The 22,824-nt window shown below is 72.1% G+C and carries 19 protein-coding genes; 4 read left to right on the forward strand and 15 right to left on the reverse strand.

Annotated features, from left to right (window positions below; translation table 11 throughout):
- Window positions 1-41: 41 nt before the first annotated feature.
- The 5 genes from ACZ32T_RS17305 to ACZ32T_RS17325 all read right to left on the reverse strand — a co-directional run bounded on the left by ACZ32T_RS17305 (window position 42) and on the right by ACZ32T_RS17325 (window position 6,585).
- Window positions 42-1,352 carry a M50 family metallopeptidase gene (locus tag ACZ32T_RS17305; protein WP_467270654.1) on the reverse strand — a complete coding sequence of 437 codons (1,311 nt, stop codon included), beginning with the start codon at window positions 1,350-1,352 and terminating at the stop codon, window positions 42-44.
- Complete coding sequence (gene dxr / locus ACZ32T_RS17310; RefSeq protein WP_467367647.1) at window positions 1,349-2,611, reverse strand: 1-deoxy-D-xylulose-5-phosphate reductoisomerase; 1,263 nt, start codon at window positions 2,609-2,611, stop codon at window positions 1,349-1,351. Before dxr ends, ACZ32T_RS17305 begins: the two co-directional genes overlap by 4 nt.
- A 148-nt stretch (window positions 2,612-2,759) precedes the next feature.
- Window positions 2,760-3,254, reverse strand: coding sequence for a nucleotidyltransferase domain-containing protein (locus tag ACZ32T_RS17315; protein WP_467367649.1), 495 nt, complete (start codon window positions 3,252-3,254; stop codon window positions 2,760-2,762).
- Window positions 3,255-3,317: 63 nt separating this feature from the next.
- Window positions 3,318-4,559 carry a 3-phosphoshikimate 1-carboxyvinyltransferase gene (aroA, locus tag ACZ32T_RS17320; protein WP_467367650.1) on the reverse strand — a complete coding sequence of 414 codons (1,242 nt, stop codon included), beginning with the start codon at window positions 4,557-4,559 and terminating at the stop codon, window positions 3,318-3,320.
- A gap of 79 nt (window positions 4,560-4,638) precedes the next feature.
- Window positions 4,639-6,585, reverse strand: coding sequence for an acyl-CoA dehydrogenase family protein (locus tag ACZ32T_RS17325; protein WP_467367652.1), 1,947 nt, complete (start codon window positions 6,583-6,585; stop codon window positions 4,639-4,641).
- A gap of 506 nt (window positions 6,586-7,091) precedes the next feature.
- Between ACZ32T_RS17325 and ACZ32T_RS17330 the strand changes: the two genes are divergently transcribed.
- On the forward strand, window positions 7,092-7,250 hold the full coding sequence (locus tag ACZ32T_RS17330) for a hypothetical protein (protein ID WP_467367654.1): 159 nt from the start codon (window positions 7,092-7,094) through the stop codon (window positions 7,248-7,250).
- A 7-nt stretch (window positions 7,251-7,257) separates the two neighbouring features.
- Here the strand turns inward: ACZ32T_RS17330 and ACZ32T_RS17335 are convergent, their stop codons facing one another.
- From ACZ32T_RS17335 to ACZ32T_RS17360, 6 genes are all read right to left on the reverse strand, one after another.
- Window positions 7,258-7,743: an SUKH-3 domain-containing protein gene (locus ACZ32T_RS17335; RefSeq protein ID WP_467367656.1), complete on the reverse strand. Its 486-nt coding sequence runs from the start codon at window positions 7,741-7,743 to the stop codon at window positions 7,258-7,260.
- 320 nt (window positions 7,744-8,063) lie between these two features.
- Window positions 8,064-8,222: a hypothetical protein gene (locus ACZ32T_RS17340; RefSeq protein ID WP_467368049.1), complete on the reverse strand. Its 159-nt coding sequence runs from the start codon at window positions 8,220-8,222 to the stop codon at window positions 8,064-8,066.
- 183 nt (window positions 8,223-8,405) lie between these two features.
- Window positions 8,406-9,086 (reverse strand): GmrSD restriction endonuclease domain-containing protein, encoded by a 681-nt coding sequence (locus tag ACZ32T_RS17345; protein ID WP_467367658.1) that lies wholly within the window; start codon window positions 9,084-9,086, stop codon window positions 8,406-8,408.
- Window positions 9,087-9,295: 209 nt separating this feature from the next.
- The gene (locus tag ACZ32T_RS17350; protein WP_467270639.1) at window positions 9,296-10,741 is read right to left on the reverse strand and encodes an aldehyde dehydrogenase family protein; all 1,446 of its coding nucleotides are present in this window, start codon (window positions 10,739-10,741) and stop codon (window positions 9,296-9,298) included.
- A gap of 164 nt (window positions 10,742-10,905) precedes the next feature.
- Window positions 10,906-12,483 carry a PucR family transcriptional regulator gene (locus ACZ32T_RS17355; protein WP_467367660.1) on the reverse strand — a complete coding sequence of 526 codons (1,578 nt, stop codon included), beginning with the start codon at window positions 12,481-12,483 and terminating at the stop codon, window positions 10,906-10,908.
- Between the two features lie 153 nt (window positions 12,484-12,636).
- The gene (locus tag ACZ32T_RS17360) at window positions 12,637-15,006 is read right to left on the reverse strand and encodes an ATP/GTP-binding protein (protein ID WP_467367662.1); all 2,370 of its coding nucleotides are present in this window, start codon (window positions 15,004-15,006) and stop codon (window positions 12,637-12,639) included.
- A 244-nt stretch (window positions 15,007-15,250) separates the two neighbouring features.
- Here ACZ32T_RS17360 and gabT point away from each other — a divergent pair, with 244 nt between their 5' ends.
- Complete coding sequence (gene gabT / locus ACZ32T_RS17365; RefSeq protein ID WP_467367664.1) at window positions 15,251-16,591, forward strand: 4-aminobutyrate--2-oxoglutarate transaminase; 1,341 nt, start codon at window positions 15,251-15,253, stop codon at window positions 16,589-16,591.
- A 399-nt stretch (window positions 16,592-16,990) separates the two neighbouring features.
- Window positions 16,991-17,527: a phosphatase PAP2 family protein gene (locus tag ACZ32T_RS17370; RefSeq protein ID WP_467270632.1), complete on the forward strand. Its 537-nt coding sequence runs from the start codon at window positions 16,991-16,993 to the stop codon at window positions 17,525-17,527.
- On the opposite strand, the gene ACZ32T_RS17375 is transcribed toward ACZ32T_RS17370, so the two are convergent.
- Complete coding sequence (locus ACZ32T_RS17375; protein WP_467367666.1) at window positions 17,512-19,344, reverse strand: chitinase; 1,833 nt, start codon at window positions 19,342-19,344, stop codon at window positions 17,512-17,514. The two genes, ACZ32T_RS17370 and ACZ32T_RS17375, sit on opposite strands and share 16 nt — an antisense overlap.
- An 81-nt stretch (window positions 19,345-19,425) precedes the next feature.
- Complete coding sequence (locus tag ACZ32T_RS17380; protein WP_467367668.1) at window positions 19,426-19,887, reverse strand: hypothetical protein; 462 nt, start codon at window positions 19,885-19,887, stop codon at window positions 19,426-19,428.
- Between the two features lie 236 nt (window positions 19,888-20,123).
- Between ACZ32T_RS17380 and ACZ32T_RS17385 the strand changes: the two genes are divergently transcribed.
- Complete coding sequence (locus tag ACZ32T_RS17385; RefSeq protein WP_467367670.1) at window positions 20,124-20,546, forward strand: hypothetical protein; 423 nt, start codon at window positions 20,124-20,126, stop codon at window positions 20,544-20,546.
- Here ACZ32T_RS17385 and ACZ32T_RS17390 read toward each other — a convergent pair.
- The gene (locus ACZ32T_RS17390; protein WP_467367672.1) at window positions 20,525-21,304 is read right to left on the reverse strand and encodes a helix-turn-helix domain-containing protein; all 780 of its coding nucleotides are present in this window, start codon (window positions 21,302-21,304) and stop codon (window positions 20,525-20,527) included. The two genes, ACZ32T_RS17385 and ACZ32T_RS17390, sit on opposite strands and share 22 nt — an antisense overlap.
- Before the next feature lie 99 nt (window positions 21,305-21,403).
- Entirely contained in the window at window positions 21,404-22,819 is a 1,416-nt protein-coding gene (locus ACZ32T_RS17395) for an NAD(P)/FAD-dependent oxidoreductase (protein ID WP_467270622.1), read from the reverse strand.
- Between the last annotated feature and the right edge of the window lie 5 nt (window positions 22,820-22,824).

Here is a 22,824-nt window from a genome sequence, read left to right on the forward strand (position 1 = left end):
CACCTGTGTGACCGGCCGCCATCCATGGGACGTGTGTGGCGTCAGGTGATCTTCACCGGGTTCACGATGTCCGCGACCAGCACCAGCAGCGTGAAGCAGATGAAGATCCCCGCCACCACATAGGCGACCGGCATGAGCTTCGCCACGTCGAACGGCCCGGGGTCGGGCCGCTTGAAGACCTTGGCCACATTCCGGCGCAGGGCCTCCCAGAGGGCGCCCGCGATGTGTCCGCCGTCCAGCGGGAGCAGGGGCAGCATGTTGAAGAGGAAGAGCGAGAGGTTGAAGCCGGCCAGCAGGAACAGCATCATCGCGATCTGGTTCTGGGCCGGGACGTCGAGGTTCATCACCTCGCCGCCGATCCGGGCCGCGCCGACCACGCCGACCGGCGAGTCGTCCGCGCGCTCGCCGTCGCTGAACGCCGCGTTCCACAGATCGGGGATCTTGGAGGGCAGGGCGATGATCGAATCGACGCCGTTCTCGATCATGTCGCCCATGCGGACGACCGAGTCACCGAAGGAGAGCGGCAGGATCTCGGTCCTCGCGGCGAAGCCGAGGTAACCGGCGTCGACGAACTTGCCGGGTACGACCTCGCCGTCCCCGTCCTTCTGGGCGACGGCGTTCTTCTTCAGCACCGCGTTCAGGGTCTGTTCACGGCCGTCCCGCTGCACGGTGACGGTGGCGGGGCCGATGGTCTTGCGGATCTCGTCCGAGAGGGTGGCCCAGTCGTCGATCTTCTTCCCGTTGAAGGCGACGATCTTGTCGCCCTCCAGCAGGCCGGCGGCCTTCGCCGGTGAGACCGGGTCGGACGCCTTGCACGTGTCGCGCTTCTCGCTCTGCGCGATCGTGCACTTCTGGACGCCCGCGACCTCGGTGGTCTGGGTCTGGAAGCCGAAGGTCATGGCCACGCCCATGAAGATCGCGACGGCCAGCACCAGGTTCATGAAGGGGCCGGCGAACATCACGATCACGCGCTTCCACGGCTTGCGCGTGTAGAAGAGGCGCGTCTCGTCGCCCGGTTCGAGCTCCTCGAAGGCGGCGGACCTGGCGTCCTCGATCATGCCGCGCCACGGCGAGGTGGAGCGCGCTTCGATCCGGCCGTCGGGCCCCGGGGGGAACATGCCGATCATGCGGATGTAGCCGCCCGCCGGGATGGCCTTGATGCCGTACTCCGTGTCGCCCTTCTTGCGCGACCAGAGGGTCGGCCCGAAGCCGACCATGTACTGCGGCACCCTGATGCCGAAGAGCTTGGCCGTCGACAGGTGGCCCAGTTCGTGCCAGGCGATGGAGAACAGCAGACCCACGGCGAAGATGGCGATTCCGAGAATCGTCATCAGGATCGTCGTCATGCTCATGCGTGCGCCTCCGCTGTCGCTTCCGCCGAGAGTTCGCGGGCCCTGGACCGGGCCCAGGTCTCCGCTTCGAGGACGTCCGCGACCGTCAGTGAAGTTCCCGTGGCGGGGGTGCCGTGTTCGGCCACCACCGCTGTGACCGTATCCATGATGCCGTTGAAGGGCAGCCGTCCCGCCAGGAACGCCTCCACGCACTCCTCGTTGGCGGCGTTGAAGACCGCGGGCGCGGTACCGCCCAGGGTGCCCACGTGCCGGGCGAGCCCGACGGACGGGAACGCCTCCGTGTCGAGCGGGAAGAACTCCCAGCTGGAGGCCTTCTTCCAGTCGAAGGCGGGGGCCGCGTCCGGGACACGCTCGGGCCAGCCGAGACCGATGGCGATGGGGCCCCGCATGTCGGGCGGGGTCGCCTGCGCGAGGGTGGAGCCGTCGGTGAACTCCACCATCGAGTGAACGTACGACTGGGGGTGGACCACGACCTCGATCCGGTCGAACGGGATGTCGTAGAGGAGGTGCGCCTCGATGACCTCCAAGCCCTTGTTGACCAGGGTCGCGGAGTTGACCGTGATGACCGGGCCCATGGCCCAGGTCGGGTGCGCCAGGGCCTGCTCCCGCGTGACATCGGCCAGCTCCGCGCGCGTGCGCCCGCGGAACGGGCCGCCGGAGGCGGTCACGACGAGCTTGCGGACGTCGGTCCGCTTCCCCGCGGCGAGGGCCTGGAAGAGCGCGGCGTGCTCGGAGTCGACCGGGATGATCTGGCCGGGGGCCGCCAGGGCCTTCACCAGCGGGCCGCCGACGATCAGCGACTCCTTGTTCGCCAGGGCGAGCGTGCGGCCCGCCTTCAACGCGGCGAGCGTGGGGGCGAGCCCGATCGAGCCGGTGATCCCGTTCAGCACGGTGTGGCAGGCGCTCGCCGCGAGTTCCGTGGCGGCGTCGGGGCCGGCCAGGACCTCCGGGAGCGGCTCCCCCGCCCCGTAGACCTCGCCCAGGGCCTCGCGGAGCGCGGGCACCTTGTCCCCGTCGGCCACCGCGACCGTACGTACGCGAAGCTGCCGCGCCTGCTCGGCGAGGAGCCGGACCCTGCCGCCGGCCGCGGAGAGCGCGGTGACGCGGAACCGGGCGGGGTTACGCAGGACCAGGTCGATGGCCTGGGTACCGATGGACCCGGTGGAGCCGAGGATCACCAGATCCCGGCGGCCTTCCGCCGCGTCGAAGACGAGATGCGGATCGGCGAGGGGTGCGGGGCTGTCGCTCATGGCCCCCATTGTTGCCGCATCCGCTGTGCGTCGTGACAGCGCGCCCCGATCGGCGCGCGTCTCAGGCCCGCGTGGCACGGAATTTCTTCCGACGGAATTTCTTCCGGGAACCTTGTCCCGAAATCGGGCCGAGGCCCGATCGTGCGGCATCGGGAGGTCAGAAGTGCGTATCGATGCCGAACTTCTCCGCCAGCCGCCGCATGTCCGCCACATCGCGCTCGGCCGGTTCGTAGCCCTGGTGGAACAGCGCCTGCTGCTCGGCCGAGACGCAGCGGACGGTGGTCGTCCCGATGGTGCCGGTGACGAAGCAGGCGGCCGGGTAGTGGAAGGACTCCGCCGGGTCGAGCGAGGACTGGACCGCGGACCCGTCGGCGGCGAACTCCAGCGGGTGCAGGTCGATCTCGGGCCCTGCCGGATGGCTGAGCACGAAACGGGCGGGGCGCCAGTCCAGCGTCTCGGTGTATCCGGCGGTCTCCAGGGCGGCCACGACGGCGGTCTCCTGCTCACGGCGGTGCAGGAGGTCGAGATCCCGGTGCTCGCGGGTCTCCTCGCCGAGCAGGGCGTCGACGCCCCAGCCTCCGGCGATCACCACGTCGGCACCGGCCTCGCGCAGCAGGGCGAGGACGGACAGGACATCGTTCCGGGACATCATGCGGGGACCGTAGCGGGCCCTGCCGCCGGGCGCACGGCCTTTTACGGTTGCGCGGTCCTCGCCCTACGGCTGCGCGGTCCTCGCCACGAAGTCCGCGAACTCCTCGTGGAAGCGGGGGAACGTCTTCCGTACGCAGCCGGGGTCGTCGTAGCTGATCCCGGGGGTGCGCAGTCCGGCGACGGCGAACGACATCACGATGCGGTGGTCGCCGTGGGTGACTATCTCGGTGGGGCGGGGGGTGCCGGGGTGGATCTCGATCCAGTCGGGTCCGGTGTGGACGGTGACGCCCATGTTCCGCAGGTTCTCGGCGCACGCCTCCAGCCGGTCGCACTCCTTCACCCGGGTGTTGGCGACGTCCTCGATCCGCACGGGAGAGCCGGCGAACGGCGCGATGGCGGCGAGGGTCGGCATGGTGTCCGAGATGTCGCGCATGTTGACCGTCAGGCCGGAGAGCCGGCCGGAGGACCGTACGGTCGTGGCCCCGGCGGTCGTGGTGACCTCGGCTCCCATGCGGCGCAGCACGTCGGTGAAGCGCAGGTCGCCCTGGAGCGCGCCGGTTCCGAGACCGGGGACGGTGACCTCACGGCCGGTGAGGGCCGCCGCGGCGAAGAAGTACGAGGCGGTGGAGGCATCGGGTTCGACGGCGTAGGTGGTGGCGCGGTAGCCGCCGGGAGGAACGGTGAAGGTGTTCCCCTCCCGGACGACCTCGGCCCCGAAGCCGCGCATCATCGCGAGGGTGATCTCGATGTACGGCGCCGAGACGAGCTCGGTGACCTCGATCCGCAGGCCCTCGGCGGTGAGCGGGCCGAGCATGAGCAGGGCGGTGAGGTACTGGGACGACTCCCCCGCGTCCAGGGTCAGTTCGCCGCCCTTGACGCCGGACGCCTCGATGGTGAGCGGGTGGTGGCCCTCCGCTCCTCCGTGGCGCAGGTCGACGCCGAGGGTCCGGAGTGCCCGGGTGAGGGGCGCGAGAGGGCGGCGGCGCATCTGCGCGGAGGCGTCGAAGCGGTACGTGCCGGAGGCCGCGGCGGCGGCCAGCGTCGGCAGGAACCGCGCGGTGGTGGCCCCGTCGCGGCAGTGGACCTCGGCGTCCGCCTCTGCGGGTCCCGAGGGGCGCCCCTCGATGTGCCATCGGTCCGCCTCGCGGGTGACCTCGTATCCGAGGCGGGTCAGTCCCTCGGTGAACCCCTCGGTGTCGTCCGAGTACAGGGGGCGCAGCAGGGTGGTGGTGCCGTCCGCGGCGGCGGCCAGGAACAGGGCGCGGGCGGTGACGGACTTGGAGCCGGGGATGTCTATGACGGTCACGGGCGCCCATTCTGCCGTGCGGCGGGCGTGCCCGCGGGGCGCGTCCAGGCAGTGGACGCGCCCCACGGGTGTGCCGGGTTCAGCGGACGGTGCGGTGGACGTCCTCCCCTGTGGCCGGGCCGGGGGTGGCGTCGGCGATCCAGGGGCCGTCGCCGCTGGGGTCGATGACCCCCTCCTCCAGCCAGGTGTAGGTCCCGGAGAGGACACCGTCGACGACACGCCTGTCGATGTCGTCGGTGTTGGACCACAGCCGGTTGAAGAGCTCCTCCACCCGGATGCGGGCCTGCCGGCAGAACACGTCGGCGAGCTGGTACGCCTCGCGGCCGTGGTCGTCGTCGGCCCGCAGGTGCTCGGCACGGACACAGGCGGCGCTCATCGCGAAGAGTTCGGCGCCGATGTCGACGATCCTGCCGAGGAAACCCTGCTTGGTCTCCATGCGGCCCTGCCAGCGGGACATCGCGTAGAAGGTGGAGCGGGCCAGCTTGCGGGACGCGCGCTCGACGTACCGCAGGTGCGCGGAGAGGTCGGGGTGTCCGGGGACGCGGAACTCCCCGTAGGCGTTGGGCAGCTGACCGGGCCCGCTGACCAGCTTGGGGAGCCAGCGTGCGTAGAACCCGGCGGCGTTGGCGCCCGCCTTCGCCTTGTCGGAGAGCGGCTTGTCGGGGTCGATGATGTCGCCGGCGACCTTGAGGTGGGCGTCGACGGCCTCACGGGCGATCAGCAGGTGCATGATCTCCGTGGAGCCCTCGAAGATCCTGTTGATCCGCATGTCGCGGAGCATCTGCTCGGCGGGCACGGCGCGTTCGCCGCGGGCCGCGAGCGAGGCCGCGGTCTCGAAGCCGCGTCCGCCGCGGATCTGGACGAGCTCGTCGGAGATCAGCCAGCCCATCTCGGAGCCGTACAGCTTGGCCAGCGCGGCCTCGATGCGGATGTCGTTGCGGCTCTCGTCGGCCATCTGCGAGGAGAGGTCCACGACCGCTTCGAGGGCGAAGGTGGTGGCGGCGATGAAGGAGATCTTCGCGCCCACCGCCTCGTGCCGGGCGACGGGCCTGCCCCACTGCTCACGGACCGCCGACCACTCGCGGGCGATCTTCAGGGACCACTTGCCGACGCCGACGCACATGGCGGGCAGCGAGAGGCGGCCGGTGTTGAGCGTGGTGAGGGCGATCTTGAGCCCTGCACCCTCGGGGCCGATCCGGTTCGCCGCGGGGACCCGGACCTGGTGGAAGCGGGTGACACCGTTCTCGATGCCGCGCAGTCCCATGAAGGCGTTGCGGTGCTCCACGGTGATGCCCGGGGAGCCGGCCTCCACGACGAAGGCGGTGATGCCGCCCTTGTGGCCCTCGGCCCCGGGGACCCGGGCCATGACGACGAGCAGGTCGGCGACGACTCCGTTGGTCGTCCAGAGCTTCACACCGTCCAGGACGTAGTCGTCGCCGTCCGGGACGGCCGCGGTCGCGAGCCGTGCCGGGTCGGAGCCGACGTCGGGTTCGGTGAGGAGGAAGGCGGAGATGTCCGTGCGTGCGAGGCGGGGCAGGAAGGTGTCCTTCTGCTCCTGCGTACCGAACATCTTCAGCGGCTGCGGTACGCCGATCGACTGGTGGGCGGAGAGCAGCGCACCGATCGAGGGACTCGCCGAACCGGCCAGCGCCAGCGCCTTGTTGTAGTAGACCTGGGTCAGTCCGAGACCGCCGTACTTGGTCTCGATCTTCATGCCGAGGGCGCCGAGCTCCTTGAGGCCGTTGATGACCTCGTCGGGGATCCTGGCCTCACGCTCGATGAGGGCGCCGTCGACGTGGGCCTCGCAGAATTCGCGCAGCCGGGCGAGGAAGGCCTCACCGCGCCGCACGTCGTCCGGGGCCGGCAGGGGGTGGGGATGGATCAGGTCCAGCCGGAAGCGTCCGAGGAAGAGTTCCTTGGCGAAGCTCGGCTTGCGCCAGTCCTGTTCACGGGCGGCCTCGGCCACCTGCCGCGCTTCGCGCTCGGTGACTTTGGGGGCCTGGGGAATGTCGGATGGGGCGGACATGAGGAGCTCACCTCGCCGCGAGTCGGGATATGGGTCGGGCCGTACGCGTTCCGATCGGTACCACTCGTCCGTATCTACCCGATCTGCGTCGACCCCACCACCCTGCGCGGGGCTCCCGGATGCGTGTGACCGGCCCTCGCCGGCTGGCGGGGGCCGGTTCACGGTGCCGTTCCCCGGCACGGGCGGGGCCCGTCCGGCTCGCATGGGGCGCTCCGGGCCGGGCGGGGGCGGCTCCGCCGGTCGGGCGACCCCGGGCGGCCGTGCCGGGCCGGATCCCCGGCGGACACGACCTGAGGGCTCTTCGCTGCTCGCGCAGGCCCTGGCCGGCCGTCCGGCCCGCGTAGCGGCCCAGATACCTGACGCACCCCTGGACGGCCTCCCATGACAGGCCGAGCGCCGTCGCCTCCCGGACCGTGTCGCCGAGCGTCACCTCGGTGCCCGCCGCGACGGGGCGCGGCGTCAGCCCGAAGTACTCCCGCAGCGCCCCAACACGGACGGGGTGGTGCGTGTTACGGGTACCCGTGCTCACGGGGCTCGCACCGGTCGACGGGCAGCGCCTCGACGAGGGCCTGCGCGGCTGGGTGGAGCTGAGGCGTCCTGTCCCCGGCCAGATCGGTATGGCTGACGGTCACCCCCTGGACGAGCAGGGAAGTCGCCACACCTGACGCCACGTCAGGCGAAGTACGCCTCCGCGTCTTCCTGGTCGCCGGTCATCAAACTGGAGAGGGCCTGGGTGGCGTTGCCGCCGAGGAAACAGGGCCCGGTGTGGTGCAGGTAGAAGAAGCGCCCCGCGTCGTCCAGCAGGACGATGCCGTTCTCGGACGTCTCCCAGCCCACGGGGAAGAGCTGGTGCCCCAGGTTCTGCGCCAGTTCGACGACGAGCTCGGCGTCCCCTTCGTAACCGAACGTGGGATCGGCTCGGAACTTCCTCTCCGGCGCCAAGGGCATGGGGAACTCAAGACCGACGTAGGACGAGACGAAACGGTGCACCTCGCCCCATGGCCGCAGCGGATGTCCCTGGCCGGCGGACCCGCTGACACGTGCCGCGATCAGCCGCTCGGCCTCCGCCTGGTTCTGGGCCTCGTCCTCTCGCCCCGGATACCAGCCGTTGTCCCGCAGCCAGGCGTCGAGCTCCTCCCCGAGGGGTGGCGGTCTCATCCTGTTCCTCGCTTCGGGGAATCGACGGTCCGCAGGTCAGCTGCACGGACCGACTCCTGGGGAGTCCAGCACGAAACCGCAACTCCGGCAGAGTGGCAGGTACGAGCCGTCGTTGTCGAACTGCTCGCCGATCGCGCCGCAGGCCGAAGGAACGATCTTGACCGGACAGCCGTCGTCAGCGTCCGGAGAAACACCGCGAGGTCCGCAGAGACACCCTCACCGGCCTGATCACCAGCATGCGCCGGCACATCGTTCCAGACACCCGAACCGCGGAGACCGCAGGCCGCCCGGGGCGTTGGCGGCCTGCGGGAGGAGGCTGCTCAGTCGAAGACGTACGTGGTGCCCAGGACCGCCGCGTGCTCCAGCACGTCCTCCAGGGGGTCGTCGATCTGCCCGGTCTGGATGAGAGCGAAGTGGGGCGCGTTGTGCGCGTCGGTGTGCGTCTCGTCGGCGTACGCCGCACCGGTGGAGAGCCCCACGGCCATGAGAGCAGCCCCGCACCCGAGGGCGCATCGCGACAGGGAACGCGTCCGGCATGACTTCACTTGGTGACCTCGTCTTCTTCTCATCGGATGTGTCCACCCGCTGATCGACTCAACGGGTGAACGGGGCCGAGGTCACGCAAGATCATCCGTACAGGTCGGACAGGCGCCGGCGCACGGTCACGAGGCGGGCTTGTACTGGACGACGGCGTCCTCGCAGGGTCCTTCGGCGAACACCTTCAACGCCTCCATCTCCGTGTTGTCGGCGGTGAGTTGCCAGCGGAGCTTCGCCGTCACCCACTCGCCCACGTAGCGGCAGTGCGCTTCCGGCACCGGCGGGAGCCACTCGGCCGGGTCCTGGTCGGCCTTCTGCCGGTTCACGCGAACCGTCACCGCGACCAGCGACGCCGACGAGCCCTGGTCGTTCGCGTACGCCTCACGGCGGGCAGCGCTCCACGCGGAGGCACCGGAAGCCCACGCCTCCGCGAGCGGCACGGTGTGGGCCACGGCCAGGGCGCCCGGACCGGTCACCTCCTGACCGTCGTAGTACGACTGCCACGTTCCGCCGGTCAGCTTGCATCCGGCCTGCACGACGGGGGCCTTGACCGCCTCGTCGAGCAGCACCTCGTTTCGGGTGTCGCACCCGTCGGAGGGGAGACCGCCCGCGTTCCAGTGCTTGAAGCGCGAGGGGGCGTAACCGGTCCGGTCCTCCTCGACGACCTTGACCAGGCCGACGGCGTCGGCGAGCGTGGTCACGACGGCGGCCTCCGGCGTCGGGGCGGCATGTGCCGCAGGGGAGTCGAGGACCGGGACGAGAGCGAGGGTGAACGCGCCGAAGGCGCGCAGCAGGTTCTTGATCACCCCCGCGTTCTACCGGGCACCCGCCCCGGGCGGGTGCCCGACGGCGGGCTCTCACCCGCACGGGCGTGGACGTTCACCGCAGGAACGATTCGCGGCGGCAGCCGGCCGGGAGCGGTGCCGGTCGGTCGTCCGCCGGACCGGTCCGGGACGGACGCGAGCGGCCGGAGCCCCCGCGCAGTGGGCTCCGGCCGTTCGTCACGGGGTCCGGGCTACAGGGCCAGGCCGGTGAGGACGAGGACCCGCTCGTAGGTGTAGTCGTCCATGGCGTAGCGCACGCCCTCGCGGCCCACTCCGGACTGCTTGGCGCCGCCGTACGGCATCTGGTCGGCGCGGTAGGAGGGCACGTCGCCGATGACCACGCCGCCCACCTCCAGGGCGCGGTGGGCCCGGAAGGCCGTCTGCAGGTCGTGGGTGAAGACGCCCGCCTGCAGCCCGTACTTGGAGGCGTTGACGGCGGCGAAGGCCTCGGCCTCGCCCTCGGTCCGCCGGACGTACAGCACCGGGCCGAAGATCTCCTCGCAGGCGAGCGTCGCGGTGTCCGGCACGTCGGTGAGGACCGTCGGGGCGTACGTGGCGCCGTCGCGCCTGCCGCCGGTCAGCAGGGTGGCGCCGGCGGTGACGGCCTCGTCGACCCAGGACTCGACACGGAGGGCGGCGTCCTCGCTGACCAGCGGGCCGACGTCGGTGGCCGCGTCGGAGGGGTCGCCGGTCACCAGGGCCTCGACGGCCGCGACGATCTTCGGGACGAGCCGGTCGTACACGGAGGCGTCGGCGATGACGCGCTGCACCGAGATGCAGGACTGGCCACCCTGGTAGTTGGAGAAGGTCGCGATGCGGCTCGCGGCGTGGTCCAGGTCCGCCTCGGAGGACCAGTCGCCGAGCACGACGGCCGCGCCGTTGCCGCCCAGCTCCAGGGTGCAGTGCTTGCGCGGCACCGACTCCATGATCGCGTAGCCGACCGGGCCGGATCCGGTGAAGGAGATCACCGGCAGCCGCTCGTCCTGGACCAGGGCGGGCATCTTGTCGTTGGGCACGGTCAGCACGGACCAGGACCCCGCCGGGAGGGCCGTCTCGGCCAGCAGCTCGCCCAGGATCAGGGACGAGATCGGCGTGGCCGGGGCCGGCTTGAGGATGATCGGCGCGCCGACGGCGATGGCCGGGGCGACCTTGTGGGCGCTGAGGTTGAGCGGGAAGTTGAAGGGCGCGATGCCGAGGACGGGACCGCGCGGGAAGCGCCGGGTCAGCCCGAGACGGCCGGTCCCGCCGGCGTCCGTGTCCAGCCGCTGGGCGTCGCCGCCGTTGAAGCGGCGCGCCTCCTCGGCGGCGAACCGGAAGACGGAGACGGCGCGGCCGACCTCGCCGCGGGCCCACTTGACCGGCTTGCCGTTCTCGGCGGAGATCAGCTGGGCTATCTCCTCGGTGCGCTCGGTGAGGCGGCGTACGACGTGGTCGAGGGCGGCGGCCCGTACGTGCGCCGGGGTCGCGGCGAACTCCTCGCGCACGGCGTACGCGGCGGCGACGGCCTCCTCGACCTGGGCGTCGGTCGGCACGGCGACCGTGCCGACGAGACGGCCGTCCCAGGGATTGGTGACGTCGAAGCTGTCCTCGCCGGTGGCCTGGCGGCCGGCCAGCCAGAAGGCGTGGGTGGAAGTCATGGCGGTACCGGCCCTTCGGGGGTGGTGAACGACGATCGCCGGGCGCCACGAGGGCACCCGTCGGCCCCACCGTAGGGCGGTCAGGCGCGGATGAGGCTTGTCCGCGGTGGAGTGGAGCGCGGGGCCGGTACGCCGGTTTGTCGTAGCCGGACGGCCGGGAGGAGTTACCGGTCCCCCGAGGAGGCGGCCGTCGCCTTGAGGGCGAGCCACAGCTCCATCCGGACGTCCGGGTCGTCGAGCGAGCGGCCCAGGATCTCCTCCACCCGTCGCATCCGGTAGCGCAGGGTGTGGCGGTGGACGCCCAGATCGGCCGCGGCGGCGTCCCACTGGCCGTGCCGGGAGAGCCAGGCGCGGAGGGAGGCGACCAGATCGCCGCGGCCCTTCGCGTCGTGTTCCTGCAGCGGCCGGAGCATCCCGTCGGCGAAGGCCCGTACGGCGTCGTCGGCGAGGAGCGGCAGGACGGAGCCGGCCGCGAGCTCCTCGTGCTCGACCATGGTCCTGCCGCGGCGGCGGGCGACCGAGAGCGCCTGTTCGGCCTGCTTGTACGCGGCGGAGACGGCGATCGGACCCGAGGGGGCGGACATGCCGACGACCACGTCGGTGTCGTCGGTGCCCGGTTCGCGGGCCGGTGCGTCGCCCGCGGCCCTGGCGTGGGCCGCGCCGGCTTCGACGGCCGCGCCACCGTCCGCGGCCAGCACCACGAGGCGTTCGCCCTCGGGCACCATCAGGAGGGTCTCGCCGGACCGGGAGGCGGCGGCCTCCATCGCCTCGGCGAGCAGCTCCGTCCCGGCGGGCGCCGGCGACTCCGCGATCAGGACCCGGAAGGGGGCGTCCAGCAGCCCGCCGTACAGGTCCCCGGCGACGGCCCGCGCGTGGTCCGGCTCCCCCGCCAGCAGCATGCGCAGGATCGCGGCGCCGAGGCGCTGCTCCGCGCCCTGGAGTGCGCGGGAGCGGGCCGTGGTCAGGGTCAGCAGGGCGACCGCGGAGTGCACCGCGTAGCGCTCGGCCGTGCCGAGCGCCGCCCCCGTACCGACGGCGAGCGCACCGCGGTTGCGGCGGCCGGCGCCGAGGGACTGGAGCTCGACCCGGTCGTCGCTCTCGCTGTCGCCGACGACCGCGCTGGCCGGGGCGGGGCGGTCCCTGAGCCGCTCCACCTCGGGGGTGAGCCGGGCGGCGCGGCGTGCCGCCCAGTCGGGCGCGGCGGCGACGACGGCGCCCGAGGAGTCGTAGAGGGCGGCCCATCCGTCGACGTGCGCGGCGAGGCGGGTGAGCAGCTCCGCGGGGCCGTCCCCGGCGACCGCGGCCCGGGTCAGCTCCCGCTGGGCGTCGAAGCCGGCCGTGACCGAGCGGTACTGGTCCGCGGCAATCGCGGCGGACACCGCCTTGCTGATGGCGAGGAACGGTGTGCGCCGGGGGACCTCCAGGAGCGGCAGGCCGGCCTCCTCGGCGGCGTCCACCAGCGCCGGCGGGATCTCGTCGTAGGTGACCCCCACGGCGAAACCGATGCCCGCGACCCCCGCGCCGGCCAGCCGCTGTACGTACCGGCGCATGGTCCCCGGGTCCCGGGCGTCGAGGTTGGTCGCCGTGACGAGGAGCAGCTCGCCGCCGTCCATGTACGGGACCGGGTCGGCGAGCTCACTGGCGTGCGCCCAGCGCACGGGGGTCGCGAGCCGGTCGGCACCGGCCCTGACGGTGAGCTTGAGGGCCGGGTGCTGGACGAGGGAGGCGAGAGTGGGTGGCATGGGACCGCCGGACCTCTGGAGTCGATGGCGCCGCCCGGGCGGGCGGCTCGCTGGCGCCGCCCTGTGCGAACGGCTCGAATGCGCCGTCCCGTACAGACGGACGGGGCCGATTCTGCCAGGGCGGCAGGGTCCCCGTAACCTCGTGGCCACCGCTCAGCCGCCCAGCTCCACCAGGAGCGGCGGCGCGTGCTCGCCGTCCACCGTCGTCAGCGAGAGGACCGCGTGGCCCGCGGGCAGCTCGTACGCCAGTTGCGAGGCGGACCAGCGCTCCCGCTCGACCCGCCGCACGGTCACGGCGTCCCTGGTCACGGCCTTGCCGGTGACGAGCTTGCGCAGTCCGTGCAGGGCGCGGGTGAACGGCTGGTCCGCGAAGACCGCGTGCTGGGCGACCTCGCGGGTCTCCACCCACTCCTTGCCCCAGGCCTCCGAGAAGCGCTTGCCGTCCCAGGTGGTGATCCCGCTGAAGGCCATGCAGCAGCCGACCGCGCCGAGGAGCGCGGTGTGCAGCCCCTCGGGGACGTCGTCGACGGTGCGCAGGGTCAGGACCGCTCCGGCGTTGACCGAGCGCAGCCGCCGGATGCCCCGGACGGTCTCCGCGGTGACGGCCTGCGTGGCGTCGTCCAGCACCAGGCAGACGAAGAGCGACCGGTCGGCGCGGGCGGCGGCGATCGCGGTGAACTGGGCGAGGACCAGCCGGGTGAGCAGCCGTGACGCCTCGGCGTGCGCCCGCTCCGGAAGGTCGATCCTGACCCGGAGGGGCAGCTGTTCGAGGGACCTGAGCGAGAAGGGCCTGGCCCCCGCACCGGTGGCGAAGAACGGTGCGAACGCGGGCCGGTCGAGGAGTGCGATCCGGTCGGCGAGCACCGGCCCGGGGTCCCCCGCTCCGCCCTTCTGCCGGGTCCGGGCCTCCAGCTCGCGCAGCATGGCCTGGTGGCCGCCTGCCCGGAGCGTCTCGCGCAGCGCGTCGACCGCGGCGGCGTCGCCGTCCAGGAGCTCGCGGAGCGCCGGCACCCCGGGGAAGTGCCCGTGGACCGCGCGGTAGGGGCCGAGGAGCTGGGCGAGCACGGTGGCGGCGCGCCTGCTGTCCAGGTGGGTCACATCGCCGACCAGCCCTTCCGCGAGCACGCTCGCGGCCTCGTCGGGGTCGGTCGTGCCGCCGTAGAGGTCGAAGTCGTGCGCGGAGGCCGGGTCACCGATCCGCACCAAGACGTCGAAGGCGTCGTCCGGACCGAGCTCGGCCCCGGCGGCTCCGACGGCGAGCACCGCGGCCCGGCCGGCGAGTGCCTGGAGGGCGAGCGACTCGACGACCGGCCGCACCAGCCGGGCGGACTTGCCCGCTCCGGGCGGCCCGACCGCGAGCAACGAGGTGCCGAGCAGCGCCGGTTCCAGGGCGAGTCCTGAGCCGCGCCTGGCGTACGGGTTGCGCGGGTCGTCGGCGCAGCAGCCGAGGCGGACCTGCCCGGTCAGCAGGTCGTGCCGGGCGGTGCGACGGGGCAGGTCCCGGGCACCCGAGGGGTGGAGCGCGGCGGCTCCGCCGGTGCGCAGGACGGCCTCGGTGAGCGCGGCGAGACGCTCCGGGTGCCCCCGGCCGACGGTCCAGGCGTGGCGCAGGCGGGCGACGTCGACGTCGTTCATACGGCCGGTGCGCACCTCGGCGGTGAGGGCGTCGGCGGCGTCCGTCCGGCCTGCGGCGCGGAGGTCGGGCCACTGCTCGGGAGAGGGGGCGTCCGGGGGTGCGGAGGGGGCCTCGGGGATCGTCGAGGTGCGCTTCCCGAACCGGTCGGCCAGGAGCCGGCGCCAGTGGCCCAGGCGGGCGAACGGCCAGAGCACCCCGATCGCGATGAGCGTGTAGATCACGTTGACGACGGCCTGGCTCTGGTAGATCTCGCCCCCCGCGACCGAGGCCACGAGGATCAGTACCGGCCGGACGAGCGGCACGGCGTCCTTCCACACGAGGAGCTCGGCCAGGGCCGCTCCGGCGGCGGTGGCCAGCCCGAGGAAGGGCTGCCCCCGGCCCGCGACGTGGCGCCGGAAGATCTCTGACCAGTTGCCCAGCCGCGCGCAGCCGTAGACCAGCAGCCCGAAGAGGACGGCCTCGTAGACCGTGAGGGCGTCGGCGCCCTCGATCGTCCGGGGCCCGCCGAACGTCCCCGCGTACCACCAGTCGCCCGGGGTGAACAGCTTGAGCGGGACGAGCCGGTAGGGGATGTACCCGTTGCGCCACAGCGACCAGAGGAGCAGTCCGCTGAGTACGGAGATGAGCACCCCGACCAGCAGCGAGCGGTCGGACACCCCTTCGGGCTTCTCGGGCGGGCGCGGGGTGTGCCCGTAACGCCATACGCCGGGTTCCCGGACGGGGCGCGGGGTGCGCAGCCATTCCTCGACACCGCCGTCCGCGGCGGGCGGGCGCCGGGGGTGCGGGGCATGGGCGGGGGGTGGTGGCGCCGTGGGTGGTGGCCCAGCCGGCCGGGGCACCCGGTCCGCGCCCGTGCCGCGTGCGTCGTACGTGCCTTCGGTGTCCATGAACCGCTGCCCCCTGACCAGCCAGGTCCCGCCTTCTGCACGGCCAATCTAGTGCCAGGGCACGGGGAGTTCAGCCATGCGGCCGGATGACCCGGTGGGGGCGTCGCCGGTGACGCCCCCGGGCCATCTGTCCGCCGCGGACAAGGACACACCCCCACCACTCCCGATCGGAGCATGACCGCTGCCCGCACCCGCCCCTAGCCTGCAGAAACAGAAGCGTCCGAAACACCCCCAGGAGCCCCGCATGTCCGACATCCCGCAGGAGCGCCGCGTCGTCACCGCCATCCCCGGCCCGAAGTCGGCCGAGCTGCAGGCCCGCCGTGTCGCGGCGGTCGCCGCAGGTGTGGGCTCCACGCTGCCGGTCTTCACCGCCCGGGCGGGCGGCGGAATCATCGAGGACGTGGACGGCAACCGGCTGATCGACTTCGGTTCCGGTATCGCCGTGACCTCGGTGGGCGCCTCCGCCGAGGCCGTCGTCCGCCGCGCGTCGGCGCAGCTCGCCGACTTCACCCACACCTGTTTCATGGTCACGCCGTACGAGGGTTACGTCGAGGTCTGCGAGCAGCTCGCCGAGCTGACGCCGGGCGACCACGCCAAGAAGTCGGCGCTCTTCAACTCGGGCGCCGAGGCCGTCGAGAACGCCGTGAAGATCGCCCGCGCGTACACCAAGCGCACCGCGGTCGTCGTCTTCGACCACGGCTACCACGGCCGGACGAACCTCACGATGGCGCTGACGGCGAAGAACATGCCGTACAAGCAGGGCTTCGGCCCGTTCGCGCCCGAGGTGTACCGGGTGCCGGTGGCGTACGGCTACCGCTGGCCGACCGGCGCCGAGAACGCCGGTGCCGAGGCGTCCGCGCAGGCCATCGACGAGATCACCAAGCAGATCGGCGCGGACAACGTCGCCGCGATCATCATCGAGCCGGTCCTCGGCGAGGGCGGCTTCATCGAGCCGGCCAAGGGCTTCCTCCCGGCGATCGCGCGGTTCGCGAAGGAGAACGGCATCGTCTTCGTCGCGGACGAGATCCAGTCGGGCTTCTGCCGCACCGGCCAGTGGTTCGCCTGCGAGGACGAGGGCATCGTGCCCGACCTGATCACCACGGCCAAGGGCATCGCGGGCGGCCTCCCGCTCTCCGCGGTGACCGGCCGCGCCGAGATCATGGACGCCGCCCACGCCGGCGGCCTCGGCGGTACCTACGGCGGCAACCCGGTGGCCTGCGCGGGCGCGCTCGGGGCCATCGAGACGATGCGTGAGCTGGACCTGAACGGGAAGGCCAGGCGCATCGAGGAGGTCATGAAGGGCCGCCTCGCCGAGATGCGGGCGAAGCTCCCGAACGGCGACGTCATCGGGGACATCCGCGGCCGTGGCGCCATGATCGCGATCGAGCTGGTGAAGTCCGGCACGAAGGACCCCGACGCGGCCGCCGCGGGGGCACTGGCCAAGGCCTGCCACGCGGAGGGCCTGCTGGTCCTGACCTGCGGCACCTACGGCAACGTCCTGCGCTTCCTGCCGCCGCTCGTCATCGGTGAGGACCTGCTGAACGAGGGCCTGGACATCATCGAGCAGGCGTTCGCGACCCTCTGACCCGTACGAAGCACGCGGGCGCCGGGGAGAGGACGACCGGCGCCCCGGTGCAGGCGTGTGAAGAAGGTGTGCGGGGGCGATGGCGGGATACCGTTGCCACTTCCGGTGCCTCCTTCCTCTGACGTACGGTTTCCCCAGATGAGAGAAACACCCCGCCCGCAGGGGACTGCGGGTGATGCCGGGCCGGGGCTCCCCCAGCGCCGTACCGGCCGTGCCATCGCGCACACCGCTGGAGCTTCGGGCTCCGGGACTCCTCACCGATCGGATGGCCGCTCGCCCCACACCCCCCGGGGCGCGCGGCAAACCGGTCCGACCGGCCACCTCGGAACAATCCCCCCTGTTCCCCGGTGGCCGGTTCTTCTCTTTCCCGCCGCCGGTGCGCTGCTGGCGCTCTTCCTGGTGATCACCTGGCAGGTGCTGGCCGACGGCCCGCTGCTCGGTCCCGACGAGCGGCTGGGTCTGGAGCTGGCCGGGCGGGGACCGGCACCGCTGACGGACCTCTTCGCCGATCTCGGCAACATGCAGGTCGCCCTTCCCGTGCTGGCGTGCGCGGTCCTCTTCGCCTGGTTCCGCCGCGCCCGGCGCGCGGCGGTGTACGCCGTGGTGACCATGGCGGCCGTCCCTGCGCTCGTCGTCCCGCTCAAGCTGTGGACGGACCGTCAGGGGCCGCTGACCGAGGCGACGGGTTACTACCCCTCGGGTCACACGACGACGGCGATGGTGGCGTACGGGGCCGCGGCCCTGCTGCTGGCCCCGCATCTGAAGCGGTCATGGGTGACGCTCGTCGCCGCCGTCCTGCTCACGGCGGCGACGAGCGTCGGTCTGGTGCTGCGCGGCTACCACTGGCCGCTGGACGTGGCGGCCGGCTGGTGCCTGAGCGGGGTGCTGCTGCTCGCCCTGTGGGCGGGCGGCAGGCGCGGTCAGCCCCCGAAGTAGGCGTCGAAGTTCTTCGAGAACTCCCAGTTGTTGAAGCGGTCCCAGTTGATGGACCAGGTCATCAGCCCGCGCAGTCCCGCCCAGGTGCCGTGCGTCCGGTACGAGCCGCAGTCGGTCTTCTTCGTCAGGCAGTTCAGCGCCTTGGTGACCTCGGCCGGTGAGGTGTGCCCGTTGCCCGCCTGGGTGGAGGCCGGGAGGCCGAAGGCGACCTGCTCGGGACGGAGCGCCGGGAAGACCTTGGCCTGGTCACCCGCGACCGGGAAGCCGGTGAGCAGCATGTCGGTCATGGCGATGTGGAAGTCGGCGCCGCCCATGGAGTGGTACTGGTTGTCCAGGCCCATGATCGAACCCGAGTTGTAGTCCTGGACGTGCAGCAGGGTGAGGTCGTCGCGCAGGGCGTGGATGACGGGCAGGTAGGCGCCGGCGCGCGGGTCCTGGCCGCCCCACGGGCCGGATCCGTAGTACTGGTAGCCGAGCTGCACGAAGAAGGTCTCGGGGGCCATGGTGAGGACGAAGTCGTCGCCGTACTTGGCCTTGAGGGACTTCACCGCGGAGATCAGGTTCACGATCACCGGGGACGTGGGGCTCCGGAAGTCGGTGTCACCGGTGTTCAGCGAGAGCGAGTGGCCCTCGAAGTCGATGTCCAGCCCGTCGAGTCCATAGGTGTCGATGATCTTGGACACGGAGGAGACGAAGGTGTCGCGGGCGGCGGTGGAGGCGAGCTGCACCTGCCCGTTCTGGCCGCCGATCGAGATCAGCACCTTCTTGCCGGCGGCCTGCTTGGCCTTGATGGCGGCCTTGAACTCCGCCTCGCTCTCCACGCCGGGGCATTCGGTCACGGGGCAGAGCGAGAAGCGGATGTCGCCGGATGTCACGGACGTCGGCTCGCCGAAGGCGAGGTTGATGACGTCCCACGAGTCGGGGACGTCGGCCATCCGCGTGTATCCGGAGCCGTTGGCGAAGCTGGAGTGGAGGTAGCCGACGAGGGCGTGGTCAGGGAGACCGGCGTCGCCTCCTCCGCCACCGCCCGCGGCCGTGGTGACACTCACGGCCGCCGACTTCGCCGACTCACCGGCGGCGTTGACGGCACTGACCTGGAAGCTGTACGCGGACGAGGCGGTCAGCCCGGTGACGGTCGCCGAGGTTCCGGTGGTGTCGAGGATCTTCGTACCGTCACGGTGGACGCGGTAGCCGGTGGCTCCCGCGGAGGGGGTCCAGGTCAGCGGGACGGAGGACGCGGTGGCCGTGCCGGCCCGCAGTCCGGTGGGGGTGGCGGGCACGGTGACGGGGTCACCGCCCGGGCCGGTCAGGGTGACGTCGTCGGCGTAGTAGGCGGGGGTGCCGTACCAGCCGTGGGTGTAGACCGTCACCGATGTGGTCGCGGGGCCGGTGCGGAAGCTGGTGGTGAGCTGCTTGTACGCACCGGCGGACTGGGTCCAGGTGGAGACGTCGGTGGTCCCGGTGCCGGACGCCCCGAGGTAGACGTAGCTGCCCTGCACCCACGCGCCCAGCGTGTAGGCGGAGTCGGGTTTCACGGTCACCGTCTGGGAGCAACGGGCGTTGTCGCTGCCCGCCGGTGTCGCCTTGAGCGCCGAAGCACCGCTGTGCACGGGGGTGCTGACGGCCGCGCCGCTGCCGCCGCTGCAGCTCCAGCCGTCCAGCCCCGCCTCGAAGCCGCCGTTGCTCGCCAGATCCACGTCGGCCGCTCCGGCGGCCGGCGCCGTGGCGACCAGGGCACCGGCGGCGAGCAGGGCGGCCGAGAGGACCGCGGTGAGCGCGGAGAGGCGGACGGGTGGTCTGGATCGGGTGCGTTCCACAACAGCCTCCGTGCAGGGGGGAATTGAGTGGTGCACAACATGGTCCAGACCAATCAGGTTGTCAAGACCTCTGGCGGCACCTCACCTTCCGCCGTCGCGCGCGCCCCTTGCCGCCGCGGCCTCGTGCAGGGCCAGCTCCAGGAGGGTCGCGTCGGTGAGCGTGCCCGAGCCGTCCGGCGGGATCAGCCATCGCACGCCGCCGACGGAGCCGCCCGGCCGGGGGACGACGATCCACGTCCCCCCGCCGACCCCGCGGATACCCGTCCCGACCCAGCGGGCCGCCGTCCCGGGCGGCACGAAGAACCCCATCCGGGACTCGCCGAAGTCCGCGAGGACGGGGCCCGGCTTGTCGAGGAGCCGGGTGAGGACATCGAGCGTCGGATAGCCGAGCTCCCCCGGGACGATCAGCACGTCCCAGCGCTTGCCTGCGGGAAGGAGCGCCATCCCCCGTGGGTCGCGCTCCCATTCCCTCCGGCAGGCCCCGGGATCCGGTGCCACCGATGCCAGCCAGACGACCGCGGCTTCCGCCCCCGTGCGGGTCATGGGCTTCCTCCTTCTCGTCGTGGACACCGGCAGGGATCCGCCGGTGCGTCCGAGGGAGAGAGCGCGCGGGAGCCGGATCATGACGCGGGTCGGGCCGACGGATGGGAGTGACCTCGGTCACGCCGGCGCATCGTCCGTGGAGGGGACGCCGCCCCCATTCCCCGGGGGGAATTGTCCGTCGCCGCCGCCCACCGCAGGATCTGGTCCCGAAGCACTCGCCCGGCAAGGAGAAGGACATGATCGAGATCGATCCGCAGCACCTGGCCGACCGCTACCTGGCCCAGTGGACCGAGCCCGACCCGGCCGTACGCCGCGCGGCCGTCGAGCGGCTGTGGGCCGAGAAGGCCACGCACATCCTCCGGCCGCCCCTGGAGATACGGGAGATCGCCGCGGAACTCGGCTTCACACACACGACACTGGAGGCACAGGGCCACGACGCGATCGAGTCCCGGGTCACCCGGAGCCACGAGCAGTTCGTCGAGAAGAAGGGGTTCACCTTCAGGCGCCGGGGCGATGCGATACGCCTCCACGAGGTCGTCAGGTTCGACTGGGAGACGGTGGCCGGCGAAACCGGCGAGATCGTGGGCGGCGGCTCGGAGTTCCTGGTCCTGGACGGTGACGGCCGGATCGAGGCCGACTACATGTTCCCCGGGGTCTGACCGGCCGCAGCCGGTTCCCTCGGCCCGGCCGCCGCCCGCAGCGCCTCGGCCGTCTCCTCGTCGGCGGGCAGGAACGCCTCGAGCTTCAGCTCGGCGAGCGTGACGTCGACGGCGGTGGCGAAGGTCGTCACCGTGGTCATCAGGCGCAGCTCACCGTGCGAGGAACGGAGCCGGAGCGGGACCGCGAAGCCGAGCTGTCCGCAGGACGGCCCGAGTGAGGGGACGTAGCCGGAGAGCTCGGCTCGCAGTTCGGGCAGATGGTCGAGGCGCGCCAGGATGTGGCGCGCCCATTCCGCCAGGTTGCGGATGCGCGGAGCCACACCGCCGGGGTGCAGTGCGAGGCGGTAGACGTTCGTCCCCGGGCCCACCAGCTCCGGCGCGGCGCCCTCGGAGATCAGGCCGAACGCGGTGTTCGCGGCGATCAGGTCACCCTTGCTGTCCACGACCAGCGCCGGATAGGGCTGATACCCGCGCAGGATGTGGTCGATGGCCGTACGGACGGGGGCGAGCACCGGGTCGTCCAACGCGCTCTCGGGGTAGACCGGTGCGTATCCGGCGGCCAGGAGCAGCTGGTTGCGCTGCCTCAGCGGCAGCTCCAGCGATTCGGCCAGGCGCACCACCATGTTCCGGCCGGGAACCGACCGGCCGGATTCGATGAAGCTGAGATGCCGCTGGGTGGTGCCCGCCCGCAGCGCCAGGTCCAGCTGGCTGACGTGCAGGCGGGTGCGGCGTTCGCGAAGCTCACGGGGAAAGTCCACGCACCTGTTGTAGCGGCGGGCGCGCCCCCGGGCCATTCCCTGCGGGGAATGACCTGCCCACCGTCCGCGGTCCCGCGGCGGTGGGGCAGGTCACCCCGCTCAGCTGTCGAAGCCGAGCCCCAGCCGGTCCATGGTCCGCAGCCACAGATTGCGGTGCCCGCCATGACTGTCCGCACGGGCCAGGGACCTCTTGGTGAGCTCGATCCCGGTCCAGGCGAACGGCTCCGGCGGGAAGGGCATCGGTCTGGTGCGGACCATACCGAGCGCGGTCCGCCCGGTCTCCCGCCCCGACAGCAGATCGAGCATGACCTCGGCCCCGAAGCGCGTGGCTCCGACGCCCAGTCCGGTGTACCCGGCGGCGTACGCGACCCGGCCGCGGTGCGCCGTGCCGAAGAAGGCGGAGAACCGGGAGCAGGTGTCGATCGCACCGCCCCAGGCATGACTGAAACGTACGCCGGACAGTTGGGGGAAGCACTCGAAGAACTGCCCGGCGAGCTTCAGGAAGGTCTCCGGCCGCTGGTCCAGCGACGCGTCCAGCCGGCCGCCGTACGGATAGACGGCGTCGTATCCGCCCCACAGGATCCGGTTGTCCGCGGAGAGCCGGAAGTAGTGGAACTGGTTGGCGCTGTCCCCCAGCCCCTGGCGGTTGTGCCAGCCGACCGAGGCGAGCTGGTCCGCGCTCAGCGGCTCCGTCATCAGCGCGTAGTCGTACACCGGGACCGTGTACGGGCGCACCCGCCTCACCAGCGACGGGAAGGCGTTCGTACCGAGCGCGACGTCCCGCGCGAACACCCTGCCGTACGGGGTGCGGACCGCCGTGGCCGCGCCCGACCGGGCGATGCCGAGGCCCGGGGTGCGCTCGTAGATCCGTACGCCGAGACCCAGGCATGCCTCCTTCAGGCCCCAGGCGAGCTTCGCCGGGTGCAGCATGGCGACGCCGCGCCGGTCCAGCAGCCCGCCCAGGAATGTCGGCGAGTCGACTTCCGCGCGCACCTGGTCGCGGTCCAGGAATTCGAGGCCGCCGAGGCCGAGGTCCCCGGCCCGGCGGTGCCATTCCCGCAGCTCGTCGAGCTGGTGGGGCCGGGTCGCCACATCGATCTCGCCGGTGCGCTCGAACTCGCAGTCCAGGGAGTAGCGGGTGACGGCCGCCTCGATGGCGTCGAGGTTGCGCGCGCCCAGCTCCTCCAGCTTCCCGATCTCGTCCGGCCAGCGCTCCAGGCCGTTGGCCAGGCCATGGGTCAGCGAGGCGGCGCAGAAACCGCCGTTACGGCCCGAAGCGGCCCAGCCCACCTCATGGCCCTCGATGAGGACGACATCGCGCCCGGGGTCCCGTTCCTTGGCGATCAGCGCGGTCCACAGTCCGCTGTAGCCGCCGCCGACGACCAGGAGATCGCACCGCTCGTCGCCGGTCAGGGCGGGTCGGGCCTCCGGCTTTCCCGGGTCGTCGAGCCAGTAGGACAGGGGGCGCGCTTCGGAGAGTGAGTGTGCGGCAGTACGCATGGCATCCGGCGCCATGGTTT

The organism is Streptomyces sp. NPDC023573 (assembly GCF_055559735.1).